This is a genomic window from Burkholderia sp. Ed8 (genome assembly GCF_040761425.1).
GTDB classification, from domain to species: Bacteria; Pseudomonadota; Gammaproteobacteria; order Burkholderiales; family Burkholderiaceae; genus Burkholderia; species Burkholderia seminalis.
On record NZ_CP142887.1, the window covers coordinates 202620 to 227000 of the forward strand.

Below are 24381 nucleotides of genomic sequence, written 5' to 3' on the forward strand. Positions count from 1 at the left end.
AGTCAGGCGCGACCGAGGTTCAATCGACGAACACGCGGGCCGTAGACGTCCAGCGCACGAGCGATCGCGACCGCATCATCCGGATGCAGCGCATCGCGAGCGGCAACCAGAGTCTTGCGTTCTGCGTCCGCTATCGCGACGCACTCCGCATCCGGCTCCGACCGCGACTCCTCTTCAGCGATGACGGCGACACAGTGGGCGATCAGCTGCCCGATCGTTTGGCAGGCGACTTCGTAATCGACATGAGGCATCGTGTTCTCCTGAAAAAATTAAGCTTGCGCGCGTGCTTCCTGGGTCAAACCCCTGGGTAAGGCTTCGATTCATTCCATAGCCGCGTCCACGCGCTCCGCACGGCTGCGGCGACCGTGGCGTGATGCCAGATGACGAGGACGTTTTCTGCGTTGTGGTTGGCGCCGGCCTGCGTGTAGTTCATCGAGCCTGTCTGGGTCGTATCGCTATCAGCGACGATGAACTTGTCGTGCATGAGCGGTACGGCCATGTCGATGCGAACCGGTATTCCGGCCGCGACGAGATCCGCGAGCTTCGAGCCGCGGCCGTCAAGCTGCGAGCGGTCGAGGACAACACGAACCTGCACACCAGCGTGGGCGCGCTCGATCAGGTGGGTAACGATCCGACGATTGGTGAGCTCGTAAGCGGCGACGTCGAGCTCCGACTGCGCGCTATCGATCACGCTCAGCACGAGGGCCTCGGCCTGGCCGTCTGGCGAAGTGGCGAATTGCACGGAGGCGCGATCGCCAGAGCCGGTGCTTTCCGAATGTGAGGCGTTTTCGGCCGGGTGTTTCAGAGCGCTCGCATAATGCCCAACGGACGACGACAAATTGCCGAAATCCGGCGTTGGGCCGTCATGCAGCACGTAGTAGCCGACACCGGCCGCGAGCACGAGGAAGAGGAGAAACTTCATGCCGACCTCCCGACGTGGGAGGTGTGTCCGCTCGCGGAATAGGAGCGGGCGCAGGCATCGTCACCGTGCGGCGAGGCACAAGCGGCAAGAAGCAGGGCAGGAAACGTGAGCGCGGTCAAACGCACTCGACTCACCGTCGAGATCGCGCTAATTAAAGACGTAAATGAATTGACACCACGACGAATTACGTCATCAAGGATTAACTTGCCAGTACGCCAAATCAGGCGTAATGTCAATACTAATTGCGTACGGGGACGCTTATCATGGATTACGTACTTGCGAATTTCATGGCGGTAATGGCGGCAGTGATTTTCTCGGTTTTCACGTCGTTTATCGCTTCGCGAAGCGGCCGAATCATTTACAGGAAGATCATGTGGGGCTATCTGGCCACGCTGCTGATTTCGGCCGTCGTGGTTACAGTCATGCAGCTGCCCTTCGCCATTTTGGCTTTTGGTGCGCTCTTTTCCTGCATCGTCGGCGTGCTCGCTCAATTGGGAGTTGCAGTCAAGTTTGGCCATCTCATCATGATCGGTGCGCACTTTGATGACGGCTGGAACACGGCTCGCTCGAGCAACAATGCAACCAGCGACCTCTCTAACGATTGGTTCTGGAGAGACCAAAGAAATCAGATGAGTCATAGCGATTGGCGTCATTGATTGATGTACTAACGTCAGGGGCCGCGAGGCCCCTTTTTCATTGGTTCTCGGGATCATCGTTTGCAACGTCCGCGCGCGGGATCGACTTGACTCCCCGTTCGTCATCGGCCGAACCGCGCCCTAGTCGAGTCGGGGAGACCAGAACGCTCGGGGAAGTGGCGGCGCCGCTGGTCGCCGACTCGTCGCTCGGAACCAGTGCGTCGCTTCCGGCGATTGCGGGATTGGGGTACGGCGAAGGTGTCGTAGGCGAGACAGCACCAGCAGCAGATGGCCCGGCCGGCGCACGATCGATCTCGATCTTTCTTTCAACACCACCGACTTGTGACCCGACGGTTGGGAGGCCGACGCCACCAGACGTCAAACTGCTCCGGGCAGCTGTTCCAGGTGCAGTAGGCGCCGGCGTAGTCCCCACTGGACCAGCATTGGCTGGCATGACGTTGTCGACTCGCGAGCCGGAGTTAACGGCCGTCGTTCGCGGAGCCACGACTGAGACCCCGCCGCTGCGCTTCATTGAAGCGGTCGGCACGCCACGTCCCTGACTTCCATCGTCGACCATTCGGTGATCCCGCATCGGTTCGACGGATCGCGCTACAGCTTCTTGATCAGGGCTGGATAGCTCCGGAGACGGTCGGCTGTATGTCCCGTCAAGAGCATCGGGCGCTCGACGATCGCTCTGCCGATATGACATGTGGTCATTGCCGGCCGGCAGAGTCACGATCCTGAAGTCAGATTCGGACAGGCGCGGTTGATTGGCGGGCGAATCCGTGCCTGTTCCCGCCGCTCGAGCGGCTTCAAGAGTCGGGCCGTTTCCCGTCGTTCGCGGATGCAGAAAGTTTTCAATAGGTGCCGAGGTGGACGTTGTTCCAACCGGCCCGGTCGGCTGAATCGAGGTCACCCATGCCGAAAGGGGCCCCTTGCTATCGGAAGCTGGGGTCGCCGCCGGCGGAGAGGAAAGCGAGCGGCCCGGCGCCCGCTCGGGCGTCATGAGCGGCTTGTTGTCAGCCGACGGATCGATGTGGTCATGCACCTGCTTGATCGGCGCGGCGGACTCGCTTGCCACCCGTTGCTGCATAACCTCCACACGCTGCTGAGCGTCGGTCACGAATTGAGGCATCGGCGTCGCAACATCCAGGGGTTTCGTATCCACTGGTCCAACCGCTCCTGCAAATCGCTGGAACGACGCGGGCGCACTTCCACCAACACCAGACTGGTTGCGTTGGTCCTGGCGAACGACGTCGATCCCGCTCGCAGGGAGAGCGGACCCATCACGGGCCGTGGTCGGCAACGTCGAGTTGCGCGAAACGATGTCGCGCATCGCTGCATCTTGGGCGACCAACTGAGCGATCTGCGGAGAGGGCAGCGTCATCAGCTGGCTGTATCGCATACCGTTGCGCGCTGCGACGGCCTGCAGGTTCTCAGGCGTCATCAGGTTGGTCGAGGTATCTACGCGCGAAACAACTTGCGTCGATCCGCGCTGGCGCACGTCTGCGCTGCGAGTGAGATCCGCTGCAACACGAGAGCCAGATGAAACCTGGTCCGTCAGAGAGGCGGAACGGTCGCTGCGAACGTGCTGCCCGGACTCCATTCCGGTGGAGTCATTGTGCATTTGCGAGCCTTCGTGAGAGACCAAATCGCTCTCGGTGTAGGCAGCCAAACTACTGTTTTGATCAACGAATCTTTGTGCGTCGGAATTCCGCCAAGACTTCGTATATCCACCTTCACCCGAGACATCGAGACCGAACTTCAGACTCGACTGCCCTCTCCCCGTGCCACCGCCATTTGCATATTCCGCGGCTCGCACCTTCGATCGATATGCATCCCGAATCGCTTGGACTTCGTTCGGCGATTTGCCAAGTGACTCGGCTTTGCGAGCGAGTTTGTCTTCTTCTGCTTGGTTGAAGAGAGGCGAGTTCGAGATTGGATTGCCACTTCCTTGCCGACCATTGCCGGAAGGCCCACGCCCGCTACCACCGGCTGAGCCGCCGCCTCCACTGCCAGCGGTGCCGGCCGGCGCCCCATCATCGCCAAACGATTTGGCAAAGCCGCCACCAAGCATGATCGAGCCTTTGGCTCCTGCAGAAGTTGTGCCGTCGACGGAGTGCGACTGATCTATCGCATATTGCTGATCATGTGCGGTCCGCCGCTCACCTGTTTGGCTAGACGAGGCCCGCGTACCTGAGCTGGAATCGTCGGACAGGCGCTGCGTGCTTCCACGCTCCTGGCTGCTCGAGACGCTATTCGTGCTGGACGCAAGTTGCTCGCGCCCAGCGAACGTGGAATTGGTTCGGCTTGCGGCGACACCGGTCGAGGTGTCGGTGCCAAGAGACCGCTCGAATGCGTCCTGGGAAGTCGCTGAAACGCCGAGGCTGTTTTGAAACTCGGTGCGAGCGATTAGGCCATTGGAAAAATTCGTAAAGGCCGAGCCCGTCCCGGTATCGACGTTCATCGAACCGGTGCGCGATTGCACGGTGTTGTCGTACTTGTTCGCTGAGGTCACGTTGCGCGACGCGTTATCGATCGACGACGAATCCATGTGCACGTTGCCGATGTTTTCGTCGCCCTGCGCCTGCTGGCCACCGATCTGCTGAGCAGAACCGGTCAACGCGCCACTCAGTTGAGAGAATGCACCTACAACGCCAGCCGACGCGAAGTTCAGCAACATCCAGGCAAGGGGCGGCGTAATAATCACCATGTATCCAAGCAGCGCCTGCTCGTCGAGCAACGTCTGGCCAAACTTCGCCGCCATCCCGAACGGGACGCCGGCCTGCAACGACATCGAGCGCATCTCATGGCTCAGGTGAATCAGGGACAGCCCGTTGATTACCGCGAAGAGCATCGGCCAGATAGATACCCACGCCACCGTCTTCGCGTACATCGCAAGGATTCGCTTGGCGCCGTCAGCGCCGCTGATCAGGCAGAGCACCAGAATGAGCGGGAAAACCGCATAGATGATCGCTTCGGCATAGTTGCGAACAGTCGGCAGCGTGTTCTTCGCCAGAATCGCCATGGAGGCAAGCGAACCGTTCGTCGCCACTGCAGCCTGAGCCGAGCTCATCAACGCATTGACCTCGGCGACGCGCGCCGGATCGCTCAGCATCGCGGGAAGCTCGGCGCCCGCCTGACGCCACACGTTGTTGAACATTGCCTGTCGCAGCGCCGACGACGCGTTCTGCGACGATTGGAGGATGAAGCCGTACGAATCGCCGATCGCGTTGACAAATTCCGCCTTCGCCATGGACGGGTCGGCGATATCCGGATACATCTCGCTGCCATACATTTGCTCGGCTGCTTGCTCCGCATCCTGTACGCGCAGCAGCAGCAAGGTTCCGGTCGCTGAACAGGTGTCCGTCGTAGGATTCGCGGTGAGGGTGTTGGTTGTCACGTACCGTGCCGGGCTGGTCGACGTGAACACCGTATTGAACGGGTCCGTGCCGTTCATAATCGTCCGCGGATCAATCGCGCCGTCCTGGATGTCGTAGACCGTGCACTCCTTGAAGAACTGGATAAGGTCGGCGTGCAGCCCCGGATCGGTGATTTCAGCCTTGTTCACCTTCTGAAGAACTGAGATGCCGAAACCCACATCGCCCTTTTTCAAGGTGAGCGTATCCGGCACCGAAAAAATCGTTTCGTACGACTGTGTCAGCACTCGAGAGATAAGCGTGAAGCTCTGGGCAACCGCGGCCAGATACACCGGGACGTGGTCCACCTCGCGAGTAGGCTGCACGTTGTTGACGTCGGTGATGAACACGTTTTCAACCGGCAGGAACAGCAGCTGCGTCATCAGCATTGCGGCGGCGAACCAGCGGAAGATCTCATAGCCTTTCCGACCGAGCGCGACAATCGTCCAGATCACCACCCCGCACAACAGCGTGTAACGGATGAGACCTGTCCAGGTGCCACTGCCCATGAAAGACGCAATACCCTGCATGACGTAGTACAAGGTATCGACGTTTCCATAGGTGTCAATTTCCATGTTCATTGAGTGCTCCCGCCGTTCAACGTCTGGCCAAACGCCAACGAGTTTCGAAGCGACGACGACACATTCGCGTGTACCGCACGCTCGATCGATTGGAGCTGCTCAACCAGCTGCCACGCGTTCGACGTCTGGCTGAACGCTTGCATTACGACACTGCGTGCTTCCGATTCGACCGTGTCGATGTTGGTGTTGAGCTTTGTGGCCTCGTCGAGCAGCGACGTGCTGGATTTCACCGTCCCGTAACGCGCGATTGCTCGTCGAAGATCTTCAGCGGATCCATGGATGTAGGCTTCGGCATACTTGGCTGCGATTAGCGACTGGTAGGTACTCAACAGTTGGTCGGCCAGAGACGAATTGTTCAGGCGCGTGCCGACCGCGATCATTTTGTAGACCGGCAGGTCGGTCATGCTCAAAAACCGAAACGTGTCCGCCGGATTCGGGATCGCGGAGCGCGAGGCGATCGCGTCCGTAATCACCTGCAGCTTCTGCTGTACGAGCGTACGGAAGGGGGTGTAGCCAATTTCCTGCACTGACGGATTCAAGCACTTCGTCGTTTCGTCGCACACGTACACTTGGATCGTGGTGCCGGAGTTCGCGGCAGGATCGTTACCGACCAATTCCTGCACCGTGAGGCTGCCGATTCGCGGCAGGAAGACAGGATTCACCTCCGTGCCGCCCGAATCCGACGGGTCGGGAAAAATGACCGTCCCCACCAGCGACATCAGGAATTCCCGATCCGACGTGCTCAGGTCCGGCAGCTGCTGCAGCGCCTGCCACGTCACGTTGCCGTACGGCTGCTTGGCCGCGAGATTGGAATCCGATGCGGTGGCCGTATTGATCGTCTGCGCCGCTTGCGCCGAGCTGTTTCCGGTATTTGTCCAGGCATCGGTCATATCCGAATACAGGTTCGTGAATGGCCCGAGCGTGTCGGCCAAGTTCGCCTGCTCTTTTTTCCATGCAACAGGCGTCACCGCATTGACGATGCCCTCCGCGGCCTGGCACGAGTCGATGTTCATCCGGTTGACGTCGCGGGCGATGGTCTGCAGCGACTGCATGACGTTGTCGCAGGTTGGGCAGAGGTTCTGCAGGGCAAGCTTGAATGCGTAGCCCAAGGCGTTCGAGCCGATGTTGCGCAGCAGCGCAACAAACTGCTCTTTATTGATAAAGCTGAACCCGCCGGCAAACAGGTCGATCCCGCCGCAACCGGCGCCCCATTCCGGGGCGGTGACACTCGCGAGCTGGTAAGTCTTGTGTGGCGTACGCATGAACACGCTTCCGCCGCTGTACATATCCATCGTCTCGCCCTGCAACGCACGCGGGCTCGATACGTTGCCCATGGCGTTGATCGAGTCGAAGACCTGCTGCATCGACATCGCGCTCGAACAGACTGGGGCGATGGCAAACACTGCAGCCGTCAGTGCGGCGATCCAGCGTGTCGGTTTCATCAGAAGAGCTCCCCAGGCTGCGAGGCAGTGAGAACGAAGATACGATCCATGATGTCCTGGAGGGACATCGTTCCCGAGCCGATCATTGCGTGATCGCCCGTCTCTTTCGATGCGATGAAGAGGGCGGGCACCTGCTGGACGCCCCAGACCGACGCCTGCCCATGGTCAGGCGTCGGGTGCGGAAACTCACCAATGCCCCGGCCGTCCAGCGAAACGGGCAACACGTCGATGCCATAGCGCTGCGCGAGCAGCACAATCGTCGGGGCCATCGCGTGGCAATACGGGCAGTCGGAGCGGAAGAAGAAAATCAGGCCATGCTTCTGCGCGAGCGCACGCAGCTGCCCGTCCTGGTCCGAATCCCGGGTCCGGTCGTAGGTATGGACAGCGACGTTGTTAGTCGGACGCTTGAGCGAGTAATCGAGACTCGGGTTCTGCCACACAACCCGGCGCCATTGGTCGGCAAAGACCGCGCTCTTTTGCTGGACGTACTCCCAGAGCTTGATGTACTCCTTGATGTGCTCGGGCGTCGGGTCCATGTTCGCGACGTCGAGTCGGTGCTTCAGTGCCTCGCGCATCTCATCGGCCGACTTGATCTGGTCGAAGTCGTCGGAATCGGCCGGTTTGGCCGCGCTCGCACCCGCCGGCGCCGCAGGCTTGTCGTCATCGCAGTACCAGTTGAATTTTTCCTGCCCGTCGCAGCTCCAGGCGGACTTGTAGTCCAACCCGTCAGCGTCCACGATCGGCGACGCCAGTAGCGCGGCGGGAAGCAGGATCGCTACCGCGAGCCGGAAGCCTCGGGATGCGCTCATGGCTGGCTCCGCTGCGCGTCGACGTGATAGCCGGCGTCCATCAATTGCCCGAGTGCCTGCTCGAGTTGCACTTCCGCGAAACCCAGAGACTGCGCGGCTTTGACCTGTTCGGCTGCATCGGATTGACGCCGCCTCCCTCCGAGAATCCACAGGAATTGACTTCGAGCCCTGGGCTTGTGCAACACCGCCGCAGCGCCCATAAACGCACGACGTGCGTTCCGCCAGGCGAAAGCCGCGTCAACTACGTTCGAAATGCAATGTCGCTGATATGCAGCAAACTCGCGCAAGTCGTGGTCGTGCTGCACGTGACGCTGTTCGGCAGAAAATCGGCCATCTTGCTGCTGGCTCGGTTCTGTCGACGCCGGCGAGGGTGCCGTCGGGATATTGACGACACCGCTTGCGGGCCGAGCCGGCTTGTCCCACTTAGGGGTCGACCATGGCGCACCGGAGAAGTGATGCCTTTGGAAAGCTGCGAGAAGCGCGGCATGGTCGCCGCCGAGGGAACCTGCAATTTCCTTCAGCCGTTCGAGGTTGTCGCTTCCGTACCGATATACCCGGGAATCGTCCGAGTAACCGAAAAACCAGTCGTGCCGATCGAGCATGTCGTAAAACTGTTCGATCGTAGGCTGTTGGATTGGCACCCCCGAGCTCGGGGGCGCCCGATCAGACAAGTCGACCGTATCCGCGACCGCGTCGTCATCGAGCTCGATCGTCGTACCGGCCGCCGGCGCCGGTCCGTCGACAACTACGAAGCTGCCTTGCCCCGTGGCCTGATCGTAGTTCGTCACGCAAACATCTGCGATGGCGTCCTCGAGCAACACGGAAATGGCTTCTCGCGACGGTGCGGCGCCGCGCGTCACCCGGAAGGTCGCCCGGTCACTGCCGGCGCCGGCAAAAAGATGGCTCGGCAAGTCGGGCGCCGGCGCGGCGCTCATGCTGGTGATCGTGATCTGCAGTCTCACTTCGCCTCTCCTTCGCGGCTTGCGTTGCTACGTTCGGCACGCTGCCGTCCGATCGGGTCGAGTTGTCTGCGCAGTGCGAGAGGCGAGGGCGGAGACCAGACGAGGTCCACAGCAAGCGTAATGGCGGCAGCAACGAGCCAGGCGACGAACAAGCCGTGACCAACCTGAGGGGCAAGCGTCGCGATGGGCACGTCATCAGTGCGCCAGTGCATACAAATGGCGGCCGCCGGCGCATGTCGAGCGGCCGTATCAGTGCATGTCCGCAGGCGAATCGTGTCCGGGTTCGTACCGCTTCCGGCCGCCTGTTCGAGCACGGTCGTTGCCATAGCCGTGAACGACCCGTGATTCAGTATTGCGAGCCCGACGACGGGGGCGGCCGCCGGCACAATGACCAAAGCGAAGAGGAATCGCCGCACGTAGCAAGGCAGGCTGGCGAGCAGCACATAGCGCCAGTTCGAGCGGACACGCGAAGGGGGAAACAGGCTTTCGATGGACATGATCAACGCTCCTGCGTATTGAGGGTTTTGAAATCTGCAACCAGTGGGCGGTGCTGCGTCACGGTGCATCTCCCGCGGGTTGCGTCGGCGCCGCCGGCGTCAAGCCGATCGGCGGGATTCGATCGCGGCAGTAGTTCATCTTCACGTCCAGGCGCCCGCTGGTTTCGCCCGCCTCGGTCTGGACGCCGCGGACGTCGAACAGCACATCCAGACGCTTGCAGCCAGCCCGCGGCAGGTCGCCGATCGGGCGAGCCGTGACGTAGACCGGGCCGTTGGCGTGCAACTTGGTGATGAGGGAACCCGCAACGGGTCCACGCAGCGCGCCAAACGCTGACCCGTGATCAATCGCGTCGATGAGAACTGCACTGAAGTCGTCGTAGCTGCCGGCGAAAGCCGCGGCCGGCAGCGCAAAAATCGCAGTAGTAAACGCTGCGGAGACAAGGCGCTTCATTGGGATACCCCTTTTCCGCTTCCGATCGATTGCCGCACGCGCTGCAGAATCGCATCCTCGTCGACGGCCTTGGACTGGATCGAATTGACGAACTCGGTAAAGTCGATATTCGAAAAGTCGATACGCTGGAGTTGGTCGGCCGTGAAGCCACCGCAACCGGCAAACGGGACGCCGAGTTGCGCCTTGCCTTGCTGGTTGACAAGCTTCGCGATCAGCGAGTTGAAACAGCAGTAGCTCTTCTTTTCCTCGACGCACACGCCGAGCACGCGCTTGGAGCAGCCCTGGTTGTACTGGACACAGAGATTCTGGCCACGCTTCAGACTGAGCACCTGCTCGTCGGGAGAACAGGCGAGCCACATCTGGATCAGCTGCGCAGCGATCTCGGCCGCGAATACGTACGGATTGAAGTCGGCCAGTTGAACGCCGTTGGTCAGCGAGAACGAGAACTGGAAGCCGTAGGCACCAAAGGTGCCGGAGGTAGACAGCGCCCTATCGGCCCATGCACCCATCTGCAGGAGACCGGAGTTCACGATGGAGCTATCGACCGTTTCGTACAGTTGGTCAAAGACATATTTCGAGCCTAACGCGATGCCTTGCTTGGCCGCCGTTCCGGCAACCGACAGTCCAGCGCTAACTGCGGCGCTTCCAATCGCGTTGTTCGAGTAAGCTGCACCGCCGCCGTTGCTGGTGCAGCAGCTCTTGATTTCGAGGCCGCCCAGCACCTTGATCGAGCAGCTGCTGTCGTAGCCTTTGAAAATGTTCACGTTCCCGCCACCGACACCGTAGGCGCCGGCTTCCCGCCCGGTTTCCAGCCCTGCTACGACCTTGCCGAGCGCGCCGTCCGCACCACTACTCGACGAGAAGCATCCGGCACCCGGTGCGCACATCGTGTTCGTGCATTGGGTGACGGTCGTTGTGTGCGCCGGGGTATCGAGACACTGGTACGTGTACTGCATCGTGTCGCAGCTTCCCGGCACCGCGTCGTTGTACGACACACACTGCTGGTTCACTAGGCCGCAGCCTTGCTGCTGCAATGGCGTGCAGTCGTTAACGGTGGAAGCGGCTTGGCATTCGTAGCTATCCTGGTAATTCCAGCAATCCTGGTAGAGCGGAATCCCGTTGATGACACGTGTGCCGGCCGGCTCGATGCAGGTTGAACCTGTACGCTGGCAGGTTGGCGCGGCATACGCTACCGGCGCGGCGAGCAGGGTGGCCGTCATTACACTGCCGACGAAGCTGAACGCACGCGTGGCGAACGTGAGAGCGCGGATCTTCATTGTGCCGCCCGCTGTTCGAACGAGCTGCACTGGTCGATCCAGTTCGGCGTGCAAGTCGCGGTGCAGATCTGGTTCAACGTCAGCTGAACTCGAGCCTGCCCACCGCCTTCGAAACCGTACCCACCTATCGCCGCTTGAATTTCGTACGCGGTCTTTTAACGACGCCCCTCAGTGGTTGAGGGCAGCAGGCATTCTCCAAGGCATGAGATCGGCGTAGTCGTCGGCAGTTGCAGCGAGCGGCAACCTGGTGAACAGCCAGACCAGATAGCGATACGGCTCGATGCCGTTCGCCTTGCACGTCTCGACGAGGGAGTACAGGTTGGCACTGGCCTGCGCGCCGGCGACAGTATCGGAGAACAGCCAGCCCTTGCGGCCGACGACGAACGGCCGGATCGCGTTCTCGCACAGGTTGTTCGAGATCGGCCAGTTGCCGTTACCGACGTAGCGGACCAGCTTGGGCCACTGTCCGCTCATGTACTGCAATGCCTTGCCGAGCAGACTCGACGGCACGACGCCTGGCAGATGCTCGACCAGCATGCGCTCGATGATGGTGAGCACGCGGGCGCTGTACCGGGCACGCAGTCGCTGCCGGCGTTCAGACTTCCACTTCGCGCTGCGCGCCTCGGCCGCGAACAGCTTGCCGATCAGCACGACGAAGCGCGTCGCCAGTAGGTCCGGCGAGCGTGCCGCCTTCGGCACCGACTCCTCGGCCTTGATGAAGCCGCGGCGCACGTGTGCCCAGCATCCGAGATGCACGAGCTGGTGATCGTGGGCGATGCCGTTGTAGAGCTCGTACCCGTCAGTCATCAGCACGGTGCCAGGCTGCACGCCGGCATAGAGCTTCTGCGCATGCTGGGCGCCGCGCCCCGGCGAGTACGAGAACATCCGCACAGGCGGCCCCGAGCCGTTGATCTGCGCCCACAGGTAACTCTTTGCTTGCGGCCTTCGTCCCGGTTCCTTCAGCACCTGGAACGTTGTCTCGTCGCCGTAGATCAGGTCCGATTCGAGCAGCGCGTCGCGCATCAGATTGATCACCGGCTGCGTGGCGAGCCCCACCCGCACTACGCTGGCGGCCAGCGTGTTCGACGAGATGGCGCCGCCGAAGCGACGCAGCAGCGTGGCCTGGCGATACAGCGGCATGCCGTACTGGTACTTGCCGGTGATGATCCACGCCAGCGCGGATTCCGTGAGCAGCCCGCGAGGGATGATACGCGCCGGTGCGGGCGTGACCTTGATACCGAGATCGCAGCATGGGCACGCGTATTTGACCCGTTGGTGCTGAACGACGCACACTTGCTCGGGAATCACGTCGAGCTGTTCGCTCGTTTCCACGCCGATCTCGACGAGAGCATGGCCATCATGCGCGCAGAACCGTTCGGACTCGGGCAACTCGTGTCGCACGACCTCGCGCGGCAGGTTCGGATCGAGTGGTTTGCGCCCACGCTTGCCGCGCGTGTGAGCGGCGACCGATGTGCCGGGCATATCCTCGCGCGCGGGCGCGTCGGTAGTCGTCGCCAGCGCCTCGGCTTCGTTGAACAGACCGAGCTGGTCAGCATGGCGCGCTTCGCTCGATGCGCCGAACAGTTCGTGCTTGTAGGCCCGCAGTTTCTCCTCGGCCAGATCGCGCTGAGCCGTCACGAGTCGAAGCTCACCGCGCAGCGCATCGCGTTCGGCGCTCGCGGCAATCAGCGCCTCGTACTCCTCGGCGCTCAACATGACGGGATTGTTCGGCATGGCCGGTTAGACCATGTCGCCCTCGTCGTGTTCAGCTCATCCGCGCGTAATATCGCTGGGGATGCTTCTGGATCACGGCCAGGTCGATTCCGTCGAGCAGCCAGTGCAACTGCTCAGCGCTGAGCGTGATCGTGTCGCCTCCGTTCGGCCAGACGAAGCGGTCGGCTTCGAGTCGCTTGAGCAGCAACCAGAAGCCGTTGCCGCCCCAGCCGAGAATCTTGATGCGATCGCGTCGTCGGTTGCCGAACACGAACAGCGCCGAGGTCATCAGATTCAGGCGCATCGCCTGTTCGACCAGAATCGACAACCCGTTGATGCCCATGCGGAAGTCGACTGGATCGCGATGCAGATAAACCTTCAGCTCTTCGTCGAACCGGAACACGGCAGCCTCCCGAGCATCTGGATCACCGTGGCCAGCTCATCGACACTCGCCTCGCCGAGATCAAATTCGACACCATTGGACAAGCGCACATGTAACGAGAGCGCCATCAACGACGGGGCTGGTGGCAGTACTGGGGAAACGGCAGGCACGGTCGACGCAGTCGTGACGACAGGAACGAATGCCCGCGCTTCACTCATCGGAACCCGACGGGCAGTGCCCGGAATGTCGATCGATACGCCGTCGATCACCAGCGGGTCCGGCCTCGTTGGGGTTTGCAGCGTATGCTGCTGATGGCGCGAGATCCAGCGGCGCAACTGATTCGGATTGACGTCATGGTCCATAGCCGCCCGGGCGATCGATACCCCCGGCTTCAGGCAAAACTCGACCAGCTCCCGCACGGCATCTTCATCAAATTCCCGCCGGCCATCCCGTCGTTGGCCAACTACCAGTCTGCTTCGAAGGTCCTGTTTCTCTGTCATCATGGTCTGAGTGCATGTGTCCACGCGGACACTTAGCATCTGACCTTATGCCTACCATTGGTAGGGCGTCGTTTATTGACGGCTTACTGAATTTCGACGGTATTGACGCCCTTATGCAGATACGAGCGGATATCGGTGTTGGGCGCAATGGTCGAGGGATTCCCCTCGTACTCGCTACCGAATGTGAAGAACGGTCGATACTCCGTGAGGCCGCCGTCTGCCGTGAACGCAGTTTTATCCGAGCACACGCTCCGAATGCCGTTGTAAACCAAATTGTGAGTGAAGGTCACACCAGGCGAAGCGGCGGCAAGATAGCCAGTAGTCTGCCGTCCATCAATCCCGCCGGCCGACGCCGGCAGCGTCGCCTCCCCACATTGGAGAATGCGACCGCCGTCCGGCGCATCGGTGTAGACCGTTACGCCGTTGATGTCGACGCTGCGCAGCGTATTGTTTGCCGTGATCTGGCTGATGACTGCGGTACCGATCTGACCAAGGTTCTGTACGCTGAAGCTCATCGAGCCGGACACGGTAAGTCCGTTGTAGCCCGAGTTGTCGTGATAACCCGTGTCCGCGCCGAAGTTCCAGAGAGCAGAGTTCGATGCCAGGCGCGAGGCAAACCCGCCGTTGAAACTTCCCTCGACGACTCCGCCGGCAGCGCAGCCCTGGTAGGGTTCGGTGCAGACCGGATCGTTGATGCGGTTGCACGTATATGTTTGTGTACCCACCGCCTGCTCGCAGGTTTCCTTCCGGTAGGTTGCTGGCACGGTCGACGTCACGTTGTGGCAGTCCTGCGAACTTGTCGTAGAGCCGGGGTTATTGATGGTCCCCTTGCTCCCGGTCACAATCGGATCGCTCGCGGTGATCGGCATGCGATTGGGCGGCTTCTTCGCGAGGTAATTCACGGCATCGCATTCCTGACGCCAGTAGGCGCTTGGATTGGCTGGCTGCGTCGAGCAATCCGCTTCCTTGCCGGATCCGGCGGGCCCGAGACTGCCCTGCCCACCGCCATACAGCGGCGTCAGCTCGCCGTCCTGGTTCGTGTAGTTCGGCACGTTCGAGCCACCGCCACTGATGCTTCCGTGAGCCGCGTTCATTCCTGACTTACCGAACGACTGGCCTTCAGTAAACGCAGACCCGGTAGATGGGGCGTCCGCAGCAGCGCACACGGCGACCGCAGCCAGGACGGCCGCGATGGCCAGTGGTGCGCTTCGGCGCAGGGTTGCCCGCATTCCGTTCATTCGACATCCCCCAGTGCACGGAGATATCGCTCGGCGATCCCCGCGTAGGTAGGGCTGTGATCGACGATTTGGCGGAGGGCGTACGCGGGCGTCACGTCGCCCGACAAGGAGACGTACGACGCCGGCAGCGCACATCCGCTGCTGTCGACCTGACTGTTGGCATCTCCACCGCGTGTGACGACATAGGCGGGCACGCGGGCGATGCGATACTGCGTGAACGCCTTCGGGTTGACGACGATGCCGCCGGACGCAATCCCCAGCCGCTGCATCTCAGCGGCCGTCGCCTTCAGCGAGTCGTTCTTGAAGCCCCGGAACACCACAGTGCCGCCGGCCTGATTCATTGTCTTCACCAGGCGTACGAGCGAGGCAGCGGGCATGGAGAAGCTCGCGAACGCGACGAAGGAATCCGTTACACGGCGCTGCGTACGGCTTTCATACCTTTTCGCAACGGCGAGAGGATCTGCACCGGCGGCGGCCGCCGCCGGCGTAGGCAGGTTCGGGAACGCGTTGCCATCGTGAGCCGCCTTTGCTGCCGCCTTATCCATTTGCCGATCGCGATTGCCCTGGATACGGCGCATCTCGGCGTCAATCGCATCCGACGAAGGCATCGCGCCGCGATAGCGCGCGGTGCCGCTGGCTGCCGCATCGAAGGTCGCACGGCGCGTCGTATCGATCTGTTGCTGCTCGCGTGCAAGCGCGTCGTTCGAGACGTTCTGGGCCGACACCGACATGGTAGCTAGCCCGATCGTGCCGGCGGCCGCCAAGGAGGGAAGGAGACGTGTCATTGCGGGAGATCTCCCAGGTTTGCGCCCATGCAGCAGTTGCGCTTGCGGAAGATCTCGTAGGCGAAGTCCTCGCCGGTGTACGGGATCATTTTGCCGGCGCCCCAGAGGGCAGACGTGCGCCCATACGGCTGGCAGCACTGACCGTTGATTTGGTCGGTTTGCGCGACCGGGTACAGCATCGTGTACTTGTATTGGGTCTTGTCCATCACGGGCTGCAGGTAATAGCCGCACATCGCGCCGTCACCCGTCGTTCCCCACATCAAGCCCTCGCGATGCAGCTTGGCGGTCATGCGCTCGACCAGCAGCGACGACGCCTGAATGGCCGAGACATGCGCCTGAACGTGGCCGTTGAACGGATAGATCGAGCCGTTGCAGCCTGCGCACCAAAACAGCAGGTTGCTGCCGAATCCAAGGCTGGACAGCACGCAGTCGCCGGCGCAAGCCGCCTGCGCGATCGGGCTACCGAACAGATACGTTTCCGGCTCGAGGAGCATGGTGAGATCGTCGTCGCTCCAGGTCGGATCGACTTCGGTCATGTACGCCATGTCGAAACTGCCCGTCTCCATGCATGGATCGTCGAGCAGGATCTCGGTGTAGTACATGACCGGATCGGTGTACCAGTGGACCTGATAGAAGCTCTGTTTGGTATCGTCCTTCTGCTCGCGCACCTCGCCCTCCGGCGCGTGGATGCCCGGGTTCAGCGAGATCCCGCCGAGCGACACGAAGCAGTATGGCGAGCGCGTGACGTCGACGCGCCGGATCGGCTCCCAGAAGCTGAACTTGACGCCGAATGTGCCGTTGCAGAAGCAGAGGAATCCGCCCGGGTTCGGGGTGTCGTCCTGGCCCATATTAAGAGGCCAGTTCAAAAACCCCTGCTCAGCTCGTCGGAAGATGTTCCAACAGATGAGCGAGCAGCCAAGTTTCAGGAATGCTTCGTGAATGTAGGCACGTCGCTCAAAGCGAGTGCGTAGGCGACGGAAATTGTGGAGCCAGGAATGCGTACGTTCGACCACCCAACGATACTTGCCCAGACCACTGCCATGCTCGGTCCGGCGCTTGGCGATCACCGGCTTGATACCGCGTTCGCGCAACGCGCGACGATGTCGGGTGCAATCGTAGCCGCGATCGGCGTAGACGACGCCGGGCTTCTGAAGCGGTCGGCCACGAACGCCGCGGATGGGTGGGATCGCATCAACGAGCGGCAGCAACTGCGTGACGTCGTTGGTGTTCGCGCCAGTCAGGATCGCAACGAGAGGAACGCCGTTGGCGTCTACGAGGATGTGGTGCTTGGAACCGGGTCGCGCGCGATCCGTGGGGTTCGGGCCAGTTTTTCGCCCGCCCCAACGGCGCGCACGGACGACGAATCGACCGCAGCGTATGACAGATCGATTTGGCCGGTCGCACGCAACTTGTCGAGCAGCAACTCGTGCAGTTGGTCCCATACACCAGCCTTTTGCCAGCCGCTCAATCGCCGCCAGCAAGTGGCGCCCGAGCCAAAGCCCAGACGAGTCGGCAAGTGGTTCCAACGAATTCCCGTTTTGAACACGAACAGGATACCGTTGAGCGCCGCACGATCGGACACGCGCGGACGACCAGGATCGCTCTTCGCGCGAAGCTTCGCAGGTGGCAGCAATGGTTCGATCAGTATCCACAGTTCGTCGTCAATGATTGGCGCTTCCATCCTTGGACTTCCCTTGTTCTGATGCCCAAGGTTAACAGCTTGCCGAGGAAGTAAACAACCCCTCTCCGGAGTTTTTGAACTGGCCTCTAAGGAACGTGACGCTACCGATGGCCATCGGGAAAGCGCATTCCCAGCAGATATCCGTGATCGGATTGGCGAATCGGCCGACACACTGACCCGCATCGGCCGGTGCCGAGAACGAGAAGCAGCTGGCAACCAGCGCGATCGCGAGAATCCAGCGGCGAAGGAGAGGGCGCATGCTCACGAAAGCAGCTCCCGCAATGCCGGATACACATCGAAAGCAAAATCGACCAGGTGTGCGCCGTGGGGCGAGTTCTTCTCTACGGCGTCGATAACGGCCGGGTCGGCAGTGAAGTCCAGACGGTCAAAGTTGTTCATCGCGATTCCGGTAGATTGGGAGGTAATAGGTGGCTTCGTCGAAGCGTCAACGCAGCTGAGCCGCAGGCTCTTCCTCAAGAAGTAGTTGGTTACCGCGCTGGCTAATCACGGCCGGCACGCGGGTGATCCCGAAACGCTGGCTAAGTCGCCCCTGCTGATCGAAATAAACTTGCCGTTTCCACGACTTCGTCAGCTCAAGCCACGCACCAGCGGTCAGGATCGGTTTGATTGAATCGCCGGAGCGGGCCGCGAGCGCCTGGACCGCCTTTACCTGCGACGCATCACGGCCGTCGAAGAACACCAGGCGCTCGTGCAGCGTCACAATGTCGAGCGGATTGATACGCGTGCCGGCTGCGACGATCACGGCACCCTCATCATTGGTGACGGGTTTTGCGTAGGTCACCGTCGGATCAATCAACCGACTCGAGTACTCGCTAACGGTCGAAATTCCCGGCACTGGTGGCAGGGACGTGATGTCATGCAGCGCGCGTTGACGTGCGCGGCGCTCGATGGCCGCCAGCCCGCCATTGGCTTGCAGTTCAACCAGACGATGCTTCAGCATCGCAATCGCGTCGTGCTCTGCAATCGGATACGTCGGGCCAACGACACCCAAGTCCTCAGCGATAGCGGAAAGTGGACATACCGCCAGCAGCAATGCCGAGATCCATGCGACTGCAGTGCGTCGCACACGCGGCCGTAGTTGCGGGCCGATACCAAGGGAGCCGGCTCGCCTTATCTCCGGGCCCAGTTTTTCGAAGATAGATAAAAGAGGCGTTCCAACAACATGCCGATAAAGCATGCCGCCAGGAGCCCCACTCCTAGAAAGAGCAGGGCCACGCTCATCCACACGGCCAATATCAGCAAGCCGATCGCAGCCATCAGAACCATCTGAGCCTCCAGTCGAAGCGCCGGCCGAGGTGCTGAGGACACGACATTGGTCAAAAAATTTCATAGGCCTCCCCGACGATTGCGGACTGGGGAACGGTGCCGACGATCGAGTACCGCGAATCGAGGCTGTCCGGACTCGGCGTGGCAACAAAGTAGTGTCTGGGTGGAATCACACCGTCCTCGGTCGGAAACAGCGCCATCCCTGCAAGTGAGAGTGGCTTCGCGTAGCCGATATAGGTCTGATTGACCCAGACATTCCGGCCAATCACGCGCACGACATCGCCTGGCAGACCAGCCACGTGTTTGATGAAGGTCAGTCCTGCGGGGTAGGTCGCCCCCCCGTGCCACCGAAATGCGATGGTGTCGCCGAGGCGCGGCCGACAGGGGCCCTTGCGGATAAAGTAGAGCGTCCCCGGCAGACTGGTCGACATGTTGAACGTCAGCCCATACCAGGGCGTGAGGCCCCATGCGACGGCCGCCATGATCGTCAGGGCGAAGACGGTGCGAACAAACCGTCGATAGCGAGCCAGGCCGCTGGAGTAGGCGACGAGCGCGATCACTGTTCATCTCCGCGAAGGTCGGCCTTTGCAGCCATCGCGCACGCCGATCGGCAAAGGACGACATGCGTCGTTACGTTTGCAAGGACCGCCGCACAAGTACTGGTCGAGGCGGCCGGATAATCGCCAACGTCGGTCGGCGCGTATCGCTCTCCCGCCGTTTCTATTCCACGCGTGCGCGCCGAAAACCGGGGCGGCACCGTCAACCGGAGACGAGTCATTTGGCGATCCTCTTGGCGATCAGGTCCGTGAGATCGGGCGCATCACCTGCAAGCACGGCAGCTTTGTTAATCACCACGCAGCCACACTGCGCGCCGAGCTGGTCCAGCGCGGCCGACAGGCGCTTTGCGTAATCGCCGGCGTGTTGGGTCGCCTTGTTCTTCGCGTCGTCCGTCATATGCACGGGATCGCCGTTGTTGAAGGTTTTCAGCAACGTTTCTTGCTCATCGCTGATGAGCTTCTGCACGTCGACCACGACGACCGGCGCAACTTTTTCGCGTTGCGTCCAGAAGTAGACGAGCGGGGAGCCCAGCAACAACGAGGCGCCGATCGAGATAAGGCCGGTGAGTACGAGGTCGTGTCGCATGTTCATTTCCGTTTGGCTTGGATCAGGGCGCGGATAGCGTCCTCGGTGGAGGTCCCGGTGGTACGCAACTGCTCCATGAATTCGTAGTCGGGCCCCTTGGTGGTTGCCATGGCCAACGTGAATTCGTCGGGGATATGGCGCAGCAGGTGCGTGCCCCCGTTCGGGTCGACAAGGACGAACTCGCTATAGCGACCCGGCACCGGACGCAGCGACTTCAACATGCGCTTCAACCCCGGTGACAGATCCATCACATCACCCTTCTCGATCTTCTTGAGCGTGTCGTCGCTTTGCTTGAGGTGGAACTTCCATGCGGAGTTGTCGAAGGCGGCCTGCGTAGCCTTGTTCATCCCTGCATCGGTGATCCCCTGCGTCGCGAAAAAGAAGCTGCCTTCGTACTTGCGCGCACGCCGATACCCTTCTTCCATGAAGTCGGCCGATTCTTGATCGTCACCGACGATCTGCCAGCCCTCGTCCTGCAGGAACAGCTTCGGCCGTGACCGGTCAAAGCGGTACATTTCGTTGGTGACCTGATTGGTCAGGCCGAGCATGATCACCGTGCGCAGCTGGGGATCGCTGTTGAGGTGCTCGAGTTCAAGTCCGACCACTTCGTTGTCGAGTCGTACGTTGGTGCGCCCGTTGACGTAGTCGCCGTAGACCCCCCCCTTGCAGAACGGTTCGAGACGCACCGCAAGCTCGTACGCGACGCGCTCGGGTTGCCCGTTCTGGTCCTTCAGGCTCAGCAGGGCGTCTCGCACTAACGTGGGACTACCTTCCTGGCCGTAGTCCTTCCATACGATGCGCACTGCGACATCGAGCAACGCGCCCTCGAACGGGGTGATAGGAGCGGTCGGCGATACCATGCGCGCGATAATCGGCCGGATGAATTTCACCTCGCTATCGAGGCCATTTTCGGTATCGATGCCAGCAGTGGAAAACGCATTGATGACGATTCGCGACCCAGGCTTGAAGTCGATGTACTGCCCGTCACCCATGTCGATCTGCTTTTCATACGAGTAGCCCACGTCGCAGATCCGCACGATTCCACCGACCGAGCGAAACGCTGCGATGATCTCGTTCAAGAGCACCGATTTACCGGCCCCGGAAGTACCATCAACGAAGCCGTTGTAATTCGTCCCGCTCGAATAGATGTCTACGAGCGCGGGCGTACCGCGGCGCCCAAAAAAGAGCAGGTTGGCTCGTCCATTGGTACCCGACCACTCGCCGAGCACTGGCGCCATATCGGTCGCGTTCACAGTGGTCTTGGTAGTGATCAACCGAAACTTCTTGAGGTCGTCCCGCATGTCGCTTGTCAGCATCATGGGCAACGCCGACAGGAATGTTGTGAGCTGCTGGGTCAGCATCGGGAACAGCTTGAAGCGCTCCGAGCGCCAGATCCCCTTCGCGGCCGCCACACACTGCTCGATTTTCTTGCGCGGGGCGAAGAGCGTCAGCGTGTGATAGAGCTCACACATCGAGCCGCCTTGCGTGAGCTGCATCGAGACGGCCTTCCAGTCCCTGTTCTGCAGGGCAAGTTCCGGCTGCAGCTTCGCGATCTTAGACTCGGCGTTCTGTGTCGCGCGAGCGCTACGCAAAGCGGCCCGTGTCTCGACGGCAGTCTGATCGAGAAGAAGGACGCCGAGCGTGATCAGGTACGGGCAGGGGTATTGATGGACATCGTTGAAGAGCGAGCCGACGATGTTGTTCATCTCCCACAGCTCTTTGCTACTCGGATACTGATGGACGCCGAAGCTGCGCACGGCGATGCGTGCGTCGGGCTCGTCGGCATCCTCGGGCGGCACTCCATAAAGCAAATGCTTCGCCTTCACACGCATGTGGTGACCGAAAGCCGTCAGTTGGTCACGTATGGGCTTGTCGTCGCTGTACGTCTGATCGATCGTTTCAGCCCCATCGCCAAAGAACGCACCGGGGTTGAGGATCGGCCAGAGAAAGCGCAGCAGATCGTTGGGCTCGGCGGTACGGCTTGCCAGGCTTGCGGAGCTCAACGTCGCAGCGACGACGTCCCGAACATTCTGGATTTCTTCGATCAGCTTCAGATCGTCGAGCGAACCCTTGCGCACGATCGACAGCAACAGCCGCTTGTCCGTGATCGAGTAGTTTTGGCCAAGAAACAGCGGCTGGCCGAGTTTGCCGCGGATGAACGCGGCGCGGCGCTCAGCCTGTTCCAGATAGAACGACGGTGCACGTCCCGCTTCGGCGTACTCGCGCCGAAGATCGACGTAGGCGTTCAACGACTCCTCGATGATGGGGTCGCCCAGCAGCATCCATTGGAGCCCATAGCCAGCAGGAACTGAGTCATATAGGCCGTGGAGACTGCGGGTCAACTCCGCGTCGGCGCCGGTCTGCGGTGCAACCGCGAGCACGAAGCCAACCGAATCCGTGTTGTAGTAGAGCTCGGTGGCGGGGTCGTACTGGTCATACGGCAGCAGGTTATGAAGTCCGACGGTCTCGATGCGCCGCTGGTCCGCGGCAACGGGGGCGGGCGGTCCAAGATCATCCTCGGTGCCGAGAATTGCTTCGCTGATCGCTGTTCGCGCGAGCGATTTCGCGTCATCGATCCAGGCCTGCAAGGTGCTCATCGATGGCTCCCGAATCAGTGGTCCGTCGCTGCAGGCATCGCAGCCGCTGCACGGTCGACTGCGCCGGCGGGCGTGAGAATTCCCTGCATGACCCGATCGGCACTCGAGATCGAACCCGACGTCGAATCGGTGTTGGAGCTAGGGATAGCTGCCTTGCTGCCGCTGCTGCCAACATCCGGCGCAGGTGTCGGCGGCATCACCGGCCGGAACGCGGCCTGGATGCGCTGCTGGTTGTGCGCGATAGACCAGTGGCCAGGATCGATGATCAGATAGACGTACTCCTGATCGTGCAAGTCGGAGTCCGCGTCTTGCCACGGCGCGAACCAGATGCGCATCTCGCGCGAAGCCGTGTGAACCGGAGCGCCGCTATCGAGCGCTTTCGGGAGAATCCCGGCGGCGCCAACGAAGGGGCGTGAACTGGCACTCACCGGAGCACCCGATGCGCTCGATGTAGTGCCGGGATCTCCGGCATAGTTGCCGAGTGCGATATTCGTCGTCGCGCCGGCGCCTGTATGAACGCGCTGATCGGGCAGGTTATGCGCCATCGCATTGGCATAGATGCCGGACATGCTGCTGCAAAGCACGCCTTCGGGCGCCTTGCAGGCGAATTGCGAACTCGCGTCGTATCCGCTGAAGCTGCAACCGGTCAGACCGAGAACCGCGTAAAGCGTGACGAGATTGATCTTGCTTTTCATGGTCACTTCGCTCCGAGCCATTGATCGATTGCTTCGGCGCTGGCTGCGCCAGGCAGCACCCGCCCGTCCTCGCTCACAAGTGCCGGCGTGCCAGAAATGCCCATGCTTGCGGCCAGCGCTTCGTTCGCGTCAATGGGATTTGCGCACGACACGAGCTTCGGCTCGACGCGCGGCGGTGCAGGTTTCTTGCCAGCGCCGCCAGTCGCAGCCGATCCCTGATCGCGCATCCAGCGCGACAATGCGAGAGGCATCCACGCGTGCCAAGTGGCAAGCCTGTCCTCGGCGCACCAGATCGCTATGGAATGCGCGCGGGCCCGCGGATGGATCGATTCGAGCGGATACATGAATCGGTAGATCGTGACGTCCTTGAGCTTGGAGAGGTCGTCCTCCAAGGCGAGGCAGTAGGGACAATCAGGATCGTCGAAGATCGCGAGCTTGCGGCGGCCGGTACCATGAACCTCGACGAACGCGTCCTGAAGCCGGTCGGCCGGGAACCGCACCTTCTGCAGTGCTTGCTCGAGCGGCACGGTCAGATCCTGTTGCGTCACCATGTCGAAGAGGTGGCCAAACAGGAAGTACCGCCCGGTGACGTCCGTGTAGCCAACCTTGTTACCCATCACGACCTCATAGATGCCGGCCGACGGCGTGGCGGCGACCTCGCGAAACTGGGTCGCCGGGTAGCGTGCATGGAGCGCTGCCTTGAGCGCAGCAACCCCCGGATCAACGTTCGGATCGGCCGGGTTTATCTGCGGCGTGGCACCTTGAGCGGCGGACGCCGTGACACCGACTTCAGAGCTTGGCCCGGCGACGTGCGCCGGCACGGTGGACGTACCTTGGGTGGTGCAACCCCACGCGATGCACGTCGTCATCAGAAGAGCGAAAGTGAATTTGGCCTGTTTCATTGGATCGTTGAGCATGTTGAGGAAAAGGTGCCGCCGACGAACGTGGGTGCCGACGAGGGAAGAGGGGTCAACCACGTGCGGTCGCGACACTTGATCTTGTTGGACTCGGTCATCGCCGCACCATCATGCAAAGGTCGGCGCGGCGCTTGATCTCATCCGCGTATACGGTCAAGTCGCCGGTCAACACAACATGCGTGCGCGGTGCGGCGGGCACGCCGACATACTTTTCAACAGGGGAATCCGGAGTCCGCCTATCTCCGGCAATGCAGACGTTGTCGCCCCGCGAATTCGGAACATGCGCGATTGACAGCGTGCCCTGCGCGACCATCGCCTCGAGCAACGGGCGGATTCGTGCCGCGCTCAGGTGGAACTCGCTTGCCAACGCGTAGGCTGCATAGGCGACACGGGGGCGCATCGCAGCAAGTACATCGTTGGCAGTCGGCATATATTTGGCGCGCGGCAT

The 24381-nt window shown here is 61.3% G+C and carries 25 protein-coding genes and 1 pseudogene; 1 reads left to right on the top strand and 25 read right to left on the bottom strand.

Features of this window, described 5'->3' with window-relative positions; translation table 11 throughout:
* Positions 1-2: 2 nt before the first annotated feature.
* Both VXM69_RS32540 and VXM69_RS32545 read right to left on the bottom strand, forming a co-directional pair.
* A complete protein-coding gene (locus tag VXM69_RS32540) occupies positions 3-251 on the bottom strand; it encodes a hypothetical protein (protein WP_175028060.1) in 249 nt (82 codons plus the stop codon).
* Between the two features lie 44 nt (positions 252-295).
* Positions 296-922, bottom strand: a complete 627-nt coding sequence (locus VXM69_RS32545) for a phospholipase D family protein (RefSeq protein WP_367190262.1) — start codon at positions 920-922, stop codon at positions 296-298.
* A gap of 263 nt (positions 923-1185) precedes the next feature.
* On the opposite strand from VXM69_RS32545, the gene VXM69_RS32550 reads away from it, so the two are divergent.
* Positions 1186-1578 carry a hypothetical protein gene (locus VXM69_RS32550; protein WP_367190263.1) on the top strand — a complete coding sequence of 131 codons (393 nt, stop codon included), beginning with the start codon at positions 1186-1188 and terminating at the stop codon, positions 1576-1578.
* A 37-nt stretch (positions 1579-1615) separates the two neighbouring features.
* Here the strand turns inward: VXM69_RS32550 and VXM69_RS32555 are convergent, their stop codons facing one another.
* The 23 genes and pseudogenes from VXM69_RS32555 to VXM69_RS32665 form a co-directional block, all read right to left on the bottom strand.
* A complete protein-coding gene (locus VXM69_RS32555; RefSeq protein WP_367190264.1) occupies positions 1616-5557 on the bottom strand; it encodes a conjugal transfer protein TraG N-terminal domain-containing protein in 3942 nt (1313 codons plus the stop codon).
* The gene (locus VXM69_RS32560; RefSeq protein ID WP_058904055.1) at positions 5554-6999 is read right to left on the bottom strand and encodes a conjugal transfer protein TraH; all 1446 of its coding nucleotides are present in this window, start codon (positions 6997-6999) and stop codon (positions 5554-5556) included. Before VXM69_RS32560 ends, VXM69_RS32555 begins: the two co-directional genes overlap by 4 nt.
* Entirely contained in the window at positions 6999-7808 is an 810-nt protein-coding gene (locus VXM69_RS32565; protein ID WP_367190265.1) for a conjugal transfer protein TraF, read from the bottom strand. Before VXM69_RS32565 ends, VXM69_RS32560 begins: the two co-directional genes overlap by 1 nt.
* On the bottom strand, positions 7805-8770 hold the full coding sequence (locus tag VXM69_RS32570; RefSeq protein WP_367190266.1) for a hypothetical protein: 966 nt from the start codon (positions 8768-8770) through the stop codon (positions 7805-7807). Before VXM69_RS32570 ends, VXM69_RS32565 begins: the two co-directional genes overlap by 4 nt.
* Positions 8767-9267: a hypothetical protein gene (locus VXM69_RS32575; protein ID WP_367190267.1), complete on the bottom strand. Its 501-nt coding sequence runs from the start codon at positions 9265-9267 to the stop codon at positions 8767-8769. The genes VXM69_RS32570 and VXM69_RS32575 overlap by 4 nt, the downstream gene beginning before the upstream one ends.
* Positions 9268-9325: 58 nt before the next feature.
* A complete protein-coding gene (locus VXM69_RS32580) occupies positions 9326-9718 on the bottom strand; it encodes a hypothetical protein (RefSeq protein ID WP_367190268.1) in 393 nt (130 codons plus the stop codon).
* Positions 9715-11025: a conjugal transfer protein TraN gene (locus tag VXM69_RS32585; protein WP_367190269.1), complete on the bottom strand. Its 1311-nt coding sequence runs from the start codon at positions 11023-11025 to the stop codon at positions 9715-9717. Before VXM69_RS32585 ends, VXM69_RS32580 begins: the two co-directional genes overlap by 4 nt.
* 138 nt (positions 11026-11163) lie before the next feature.
* Entirely contained in the window at positions 11164-12729 is a 1566-nt protein-coding gene (locus tag VXM69_RS32590; RefSeq protein WP_367189789.1) for an IS66 family transposase, read from the bottom strand.
* 31 nt (positions 12730-12760) lie between these two features.
* Complete coding sequence (tnpB, locus tag VXM69_RS32595) at positions 12761-13111, bottom strand: IS66 family insertion sequence element accessory protein TnpB (RefSeq protein ID WP_121863073.1); 351 nt, start codon at positions 13109-13111, stop codon at positions 12761-12763.
* Positions 13087-13629 (bottom strand): transposase, encoded by a 543-nt coding sequence (locus VXM69_RS32600; protein WP_175907237.1) that lies wholly within the window; start codon positions 13627-13629, stop codon positions 13087-13089. The genes tnpB and VXM69_RS32600 overlap by 25 nt, the downstream gene beginning before the upstream one ends.
* Before the next feature lie 44 nt (positions 13630-13673).
* A complete protein-coding gene (locus tag VXM69_RS32605; protein ID WP_367190270.1) occupies positions 13674-14819 on the bottom strand; it encodes a hypothetical protein in 1146 nt (381 codons plus the stop codon).
* Positions 14820-14824: 5 nt separating this feature from the next.
* The gene (gene trbC, locus VXM69_RS32610; RefSeq protein WP_367190271.1) at positions 14825-15613 is read right to left on the bottom strand and encodes a type-F conjugative transfer system pilin assembly protein TrbC; all 789 of its coding nucleotides are present in this window, start codon (positions 15611-15613) and stop codon (positions 14825-14827) included.
* Positions 15610-16461 carry a TraU family protein gene (locus VXM69_RS32615; RefSeq protein ID WP_367190385.1) on the bottom strand — a complete coding sequence of 284 codons (852 nt, stop codon included), beginning with the start codon at positions 16459-16461 and terminating at the stop codon, positions 15610-15612. The genes trbC and VXM69_RS32615 overlap by 4 nt, the downstream gene beginning before the upstream one ends.
* An 18-nt stretch (positions 16462-16479) precedes the next feature.
* Positions 16480-17294, bottom strand: a pseudogene (locus VXM69_RS32620) (IS5 family transposase); the annotation flags it as partial.
* A 31-nt stretch (positions 17295-17325) separates the two neighbouring features.
* Positions 17326-17553 carry a TraU family protein gene (locus VXM69_RS32625; protein ID WP_367190386.1) on the bottom strand — a complete coding sequence of 76 codons (228 nt, stop codon included), beginning with the start codon at positions 17551-17553 and terminating at the stop codon, positions 17326-17328.
* 2 nt (positions 17554-17555) lie between these two features.
* A complete protein-coding gene (locus VXM69_RS32630; protein WP_175905948.1) occupies positions 17556-17693 on the bottom strand; it encodes a hypothetical protein in 138 nt (45 codons plus the stop codon).
* Between the two features lie 46 nt (positions 17694-17739).
* Positions 17740-18645, bottom strand: coding sequence for a type-F conjugative transfer system protein TraW (gene traW, locus VXM69_RS32635; protein ID WP_367190272.1), 906 nt, complete (start codon positions 18643-18645; stop codon positions 17740-17742).
* On the bottom strand, positions 18632-19141 hold the full coding sequence (locus VXM69_RS32640; protein ID WP_367190273.1) for a S26 family signal peptidase: 510 nt from the start codon (positions 19139-19141) through the stop codon (positions 18632-18634). The genes traW and VXM69_RS32640 overlap by 14 nt, the downstream gene beginning before the upstream one ends.
* A 214-nt stretch (positions 19142-19355) precedes the next feature.
* Positions 19356-19724, bottom strand: a complete 369-nt coding sequence (locus VXM69_RS32645; protein ID WP_226094270.1) for a TrbI F-type domain-containing protein — start codon at positions 19722-19724, stop codon at positions 19356-19358.
* 2 nt (positions 19725-19726) lie between these two features.
* Positions 19727-22321, bottom strand: coding sequence for a type IV secretion system protein TraC (traC, locus tag VXM69_RS32650; RefSeq protein WP_367190274.1), 2595 nt, complete (start codon positions 22319-22321; stop codon positions 19727-19729).
* Between the two features lie 14 nt (positions 22322-22335).
* Positions 22336-23016, bottom strand: a complete 681-nt coding sequence (traV, locus tag VXM69_RS32655) for a type IV conjugative transfer system lipoprotein TraV (RefSeq protein ID WP_367190275.1) — start codon at positions 23014-23016, stop codon at positions 22336-22338.
* A 2-nt stretch (positions 23017-23018) separates the two neighbouring features.
* Complete coding sequence (locus VXM69_RS32660; protein ID WP_367190276.1) at positions 23019-23993, bottom strand: DsbC family protein; 975 nt, start codon at positions 23991-23993, stop codon at positions 23019-23021.
* A 34-nt stretch (positions 23994-24027) separates the two neighbouring features.
* Entirely contained in the window at positions 24028-24381 is a 354-nt protein-coding gene (locus tag VXM69_RS32665; RefSeq protein ID WP_367190277.1) for a hypothetical protein, read from the bottom strand.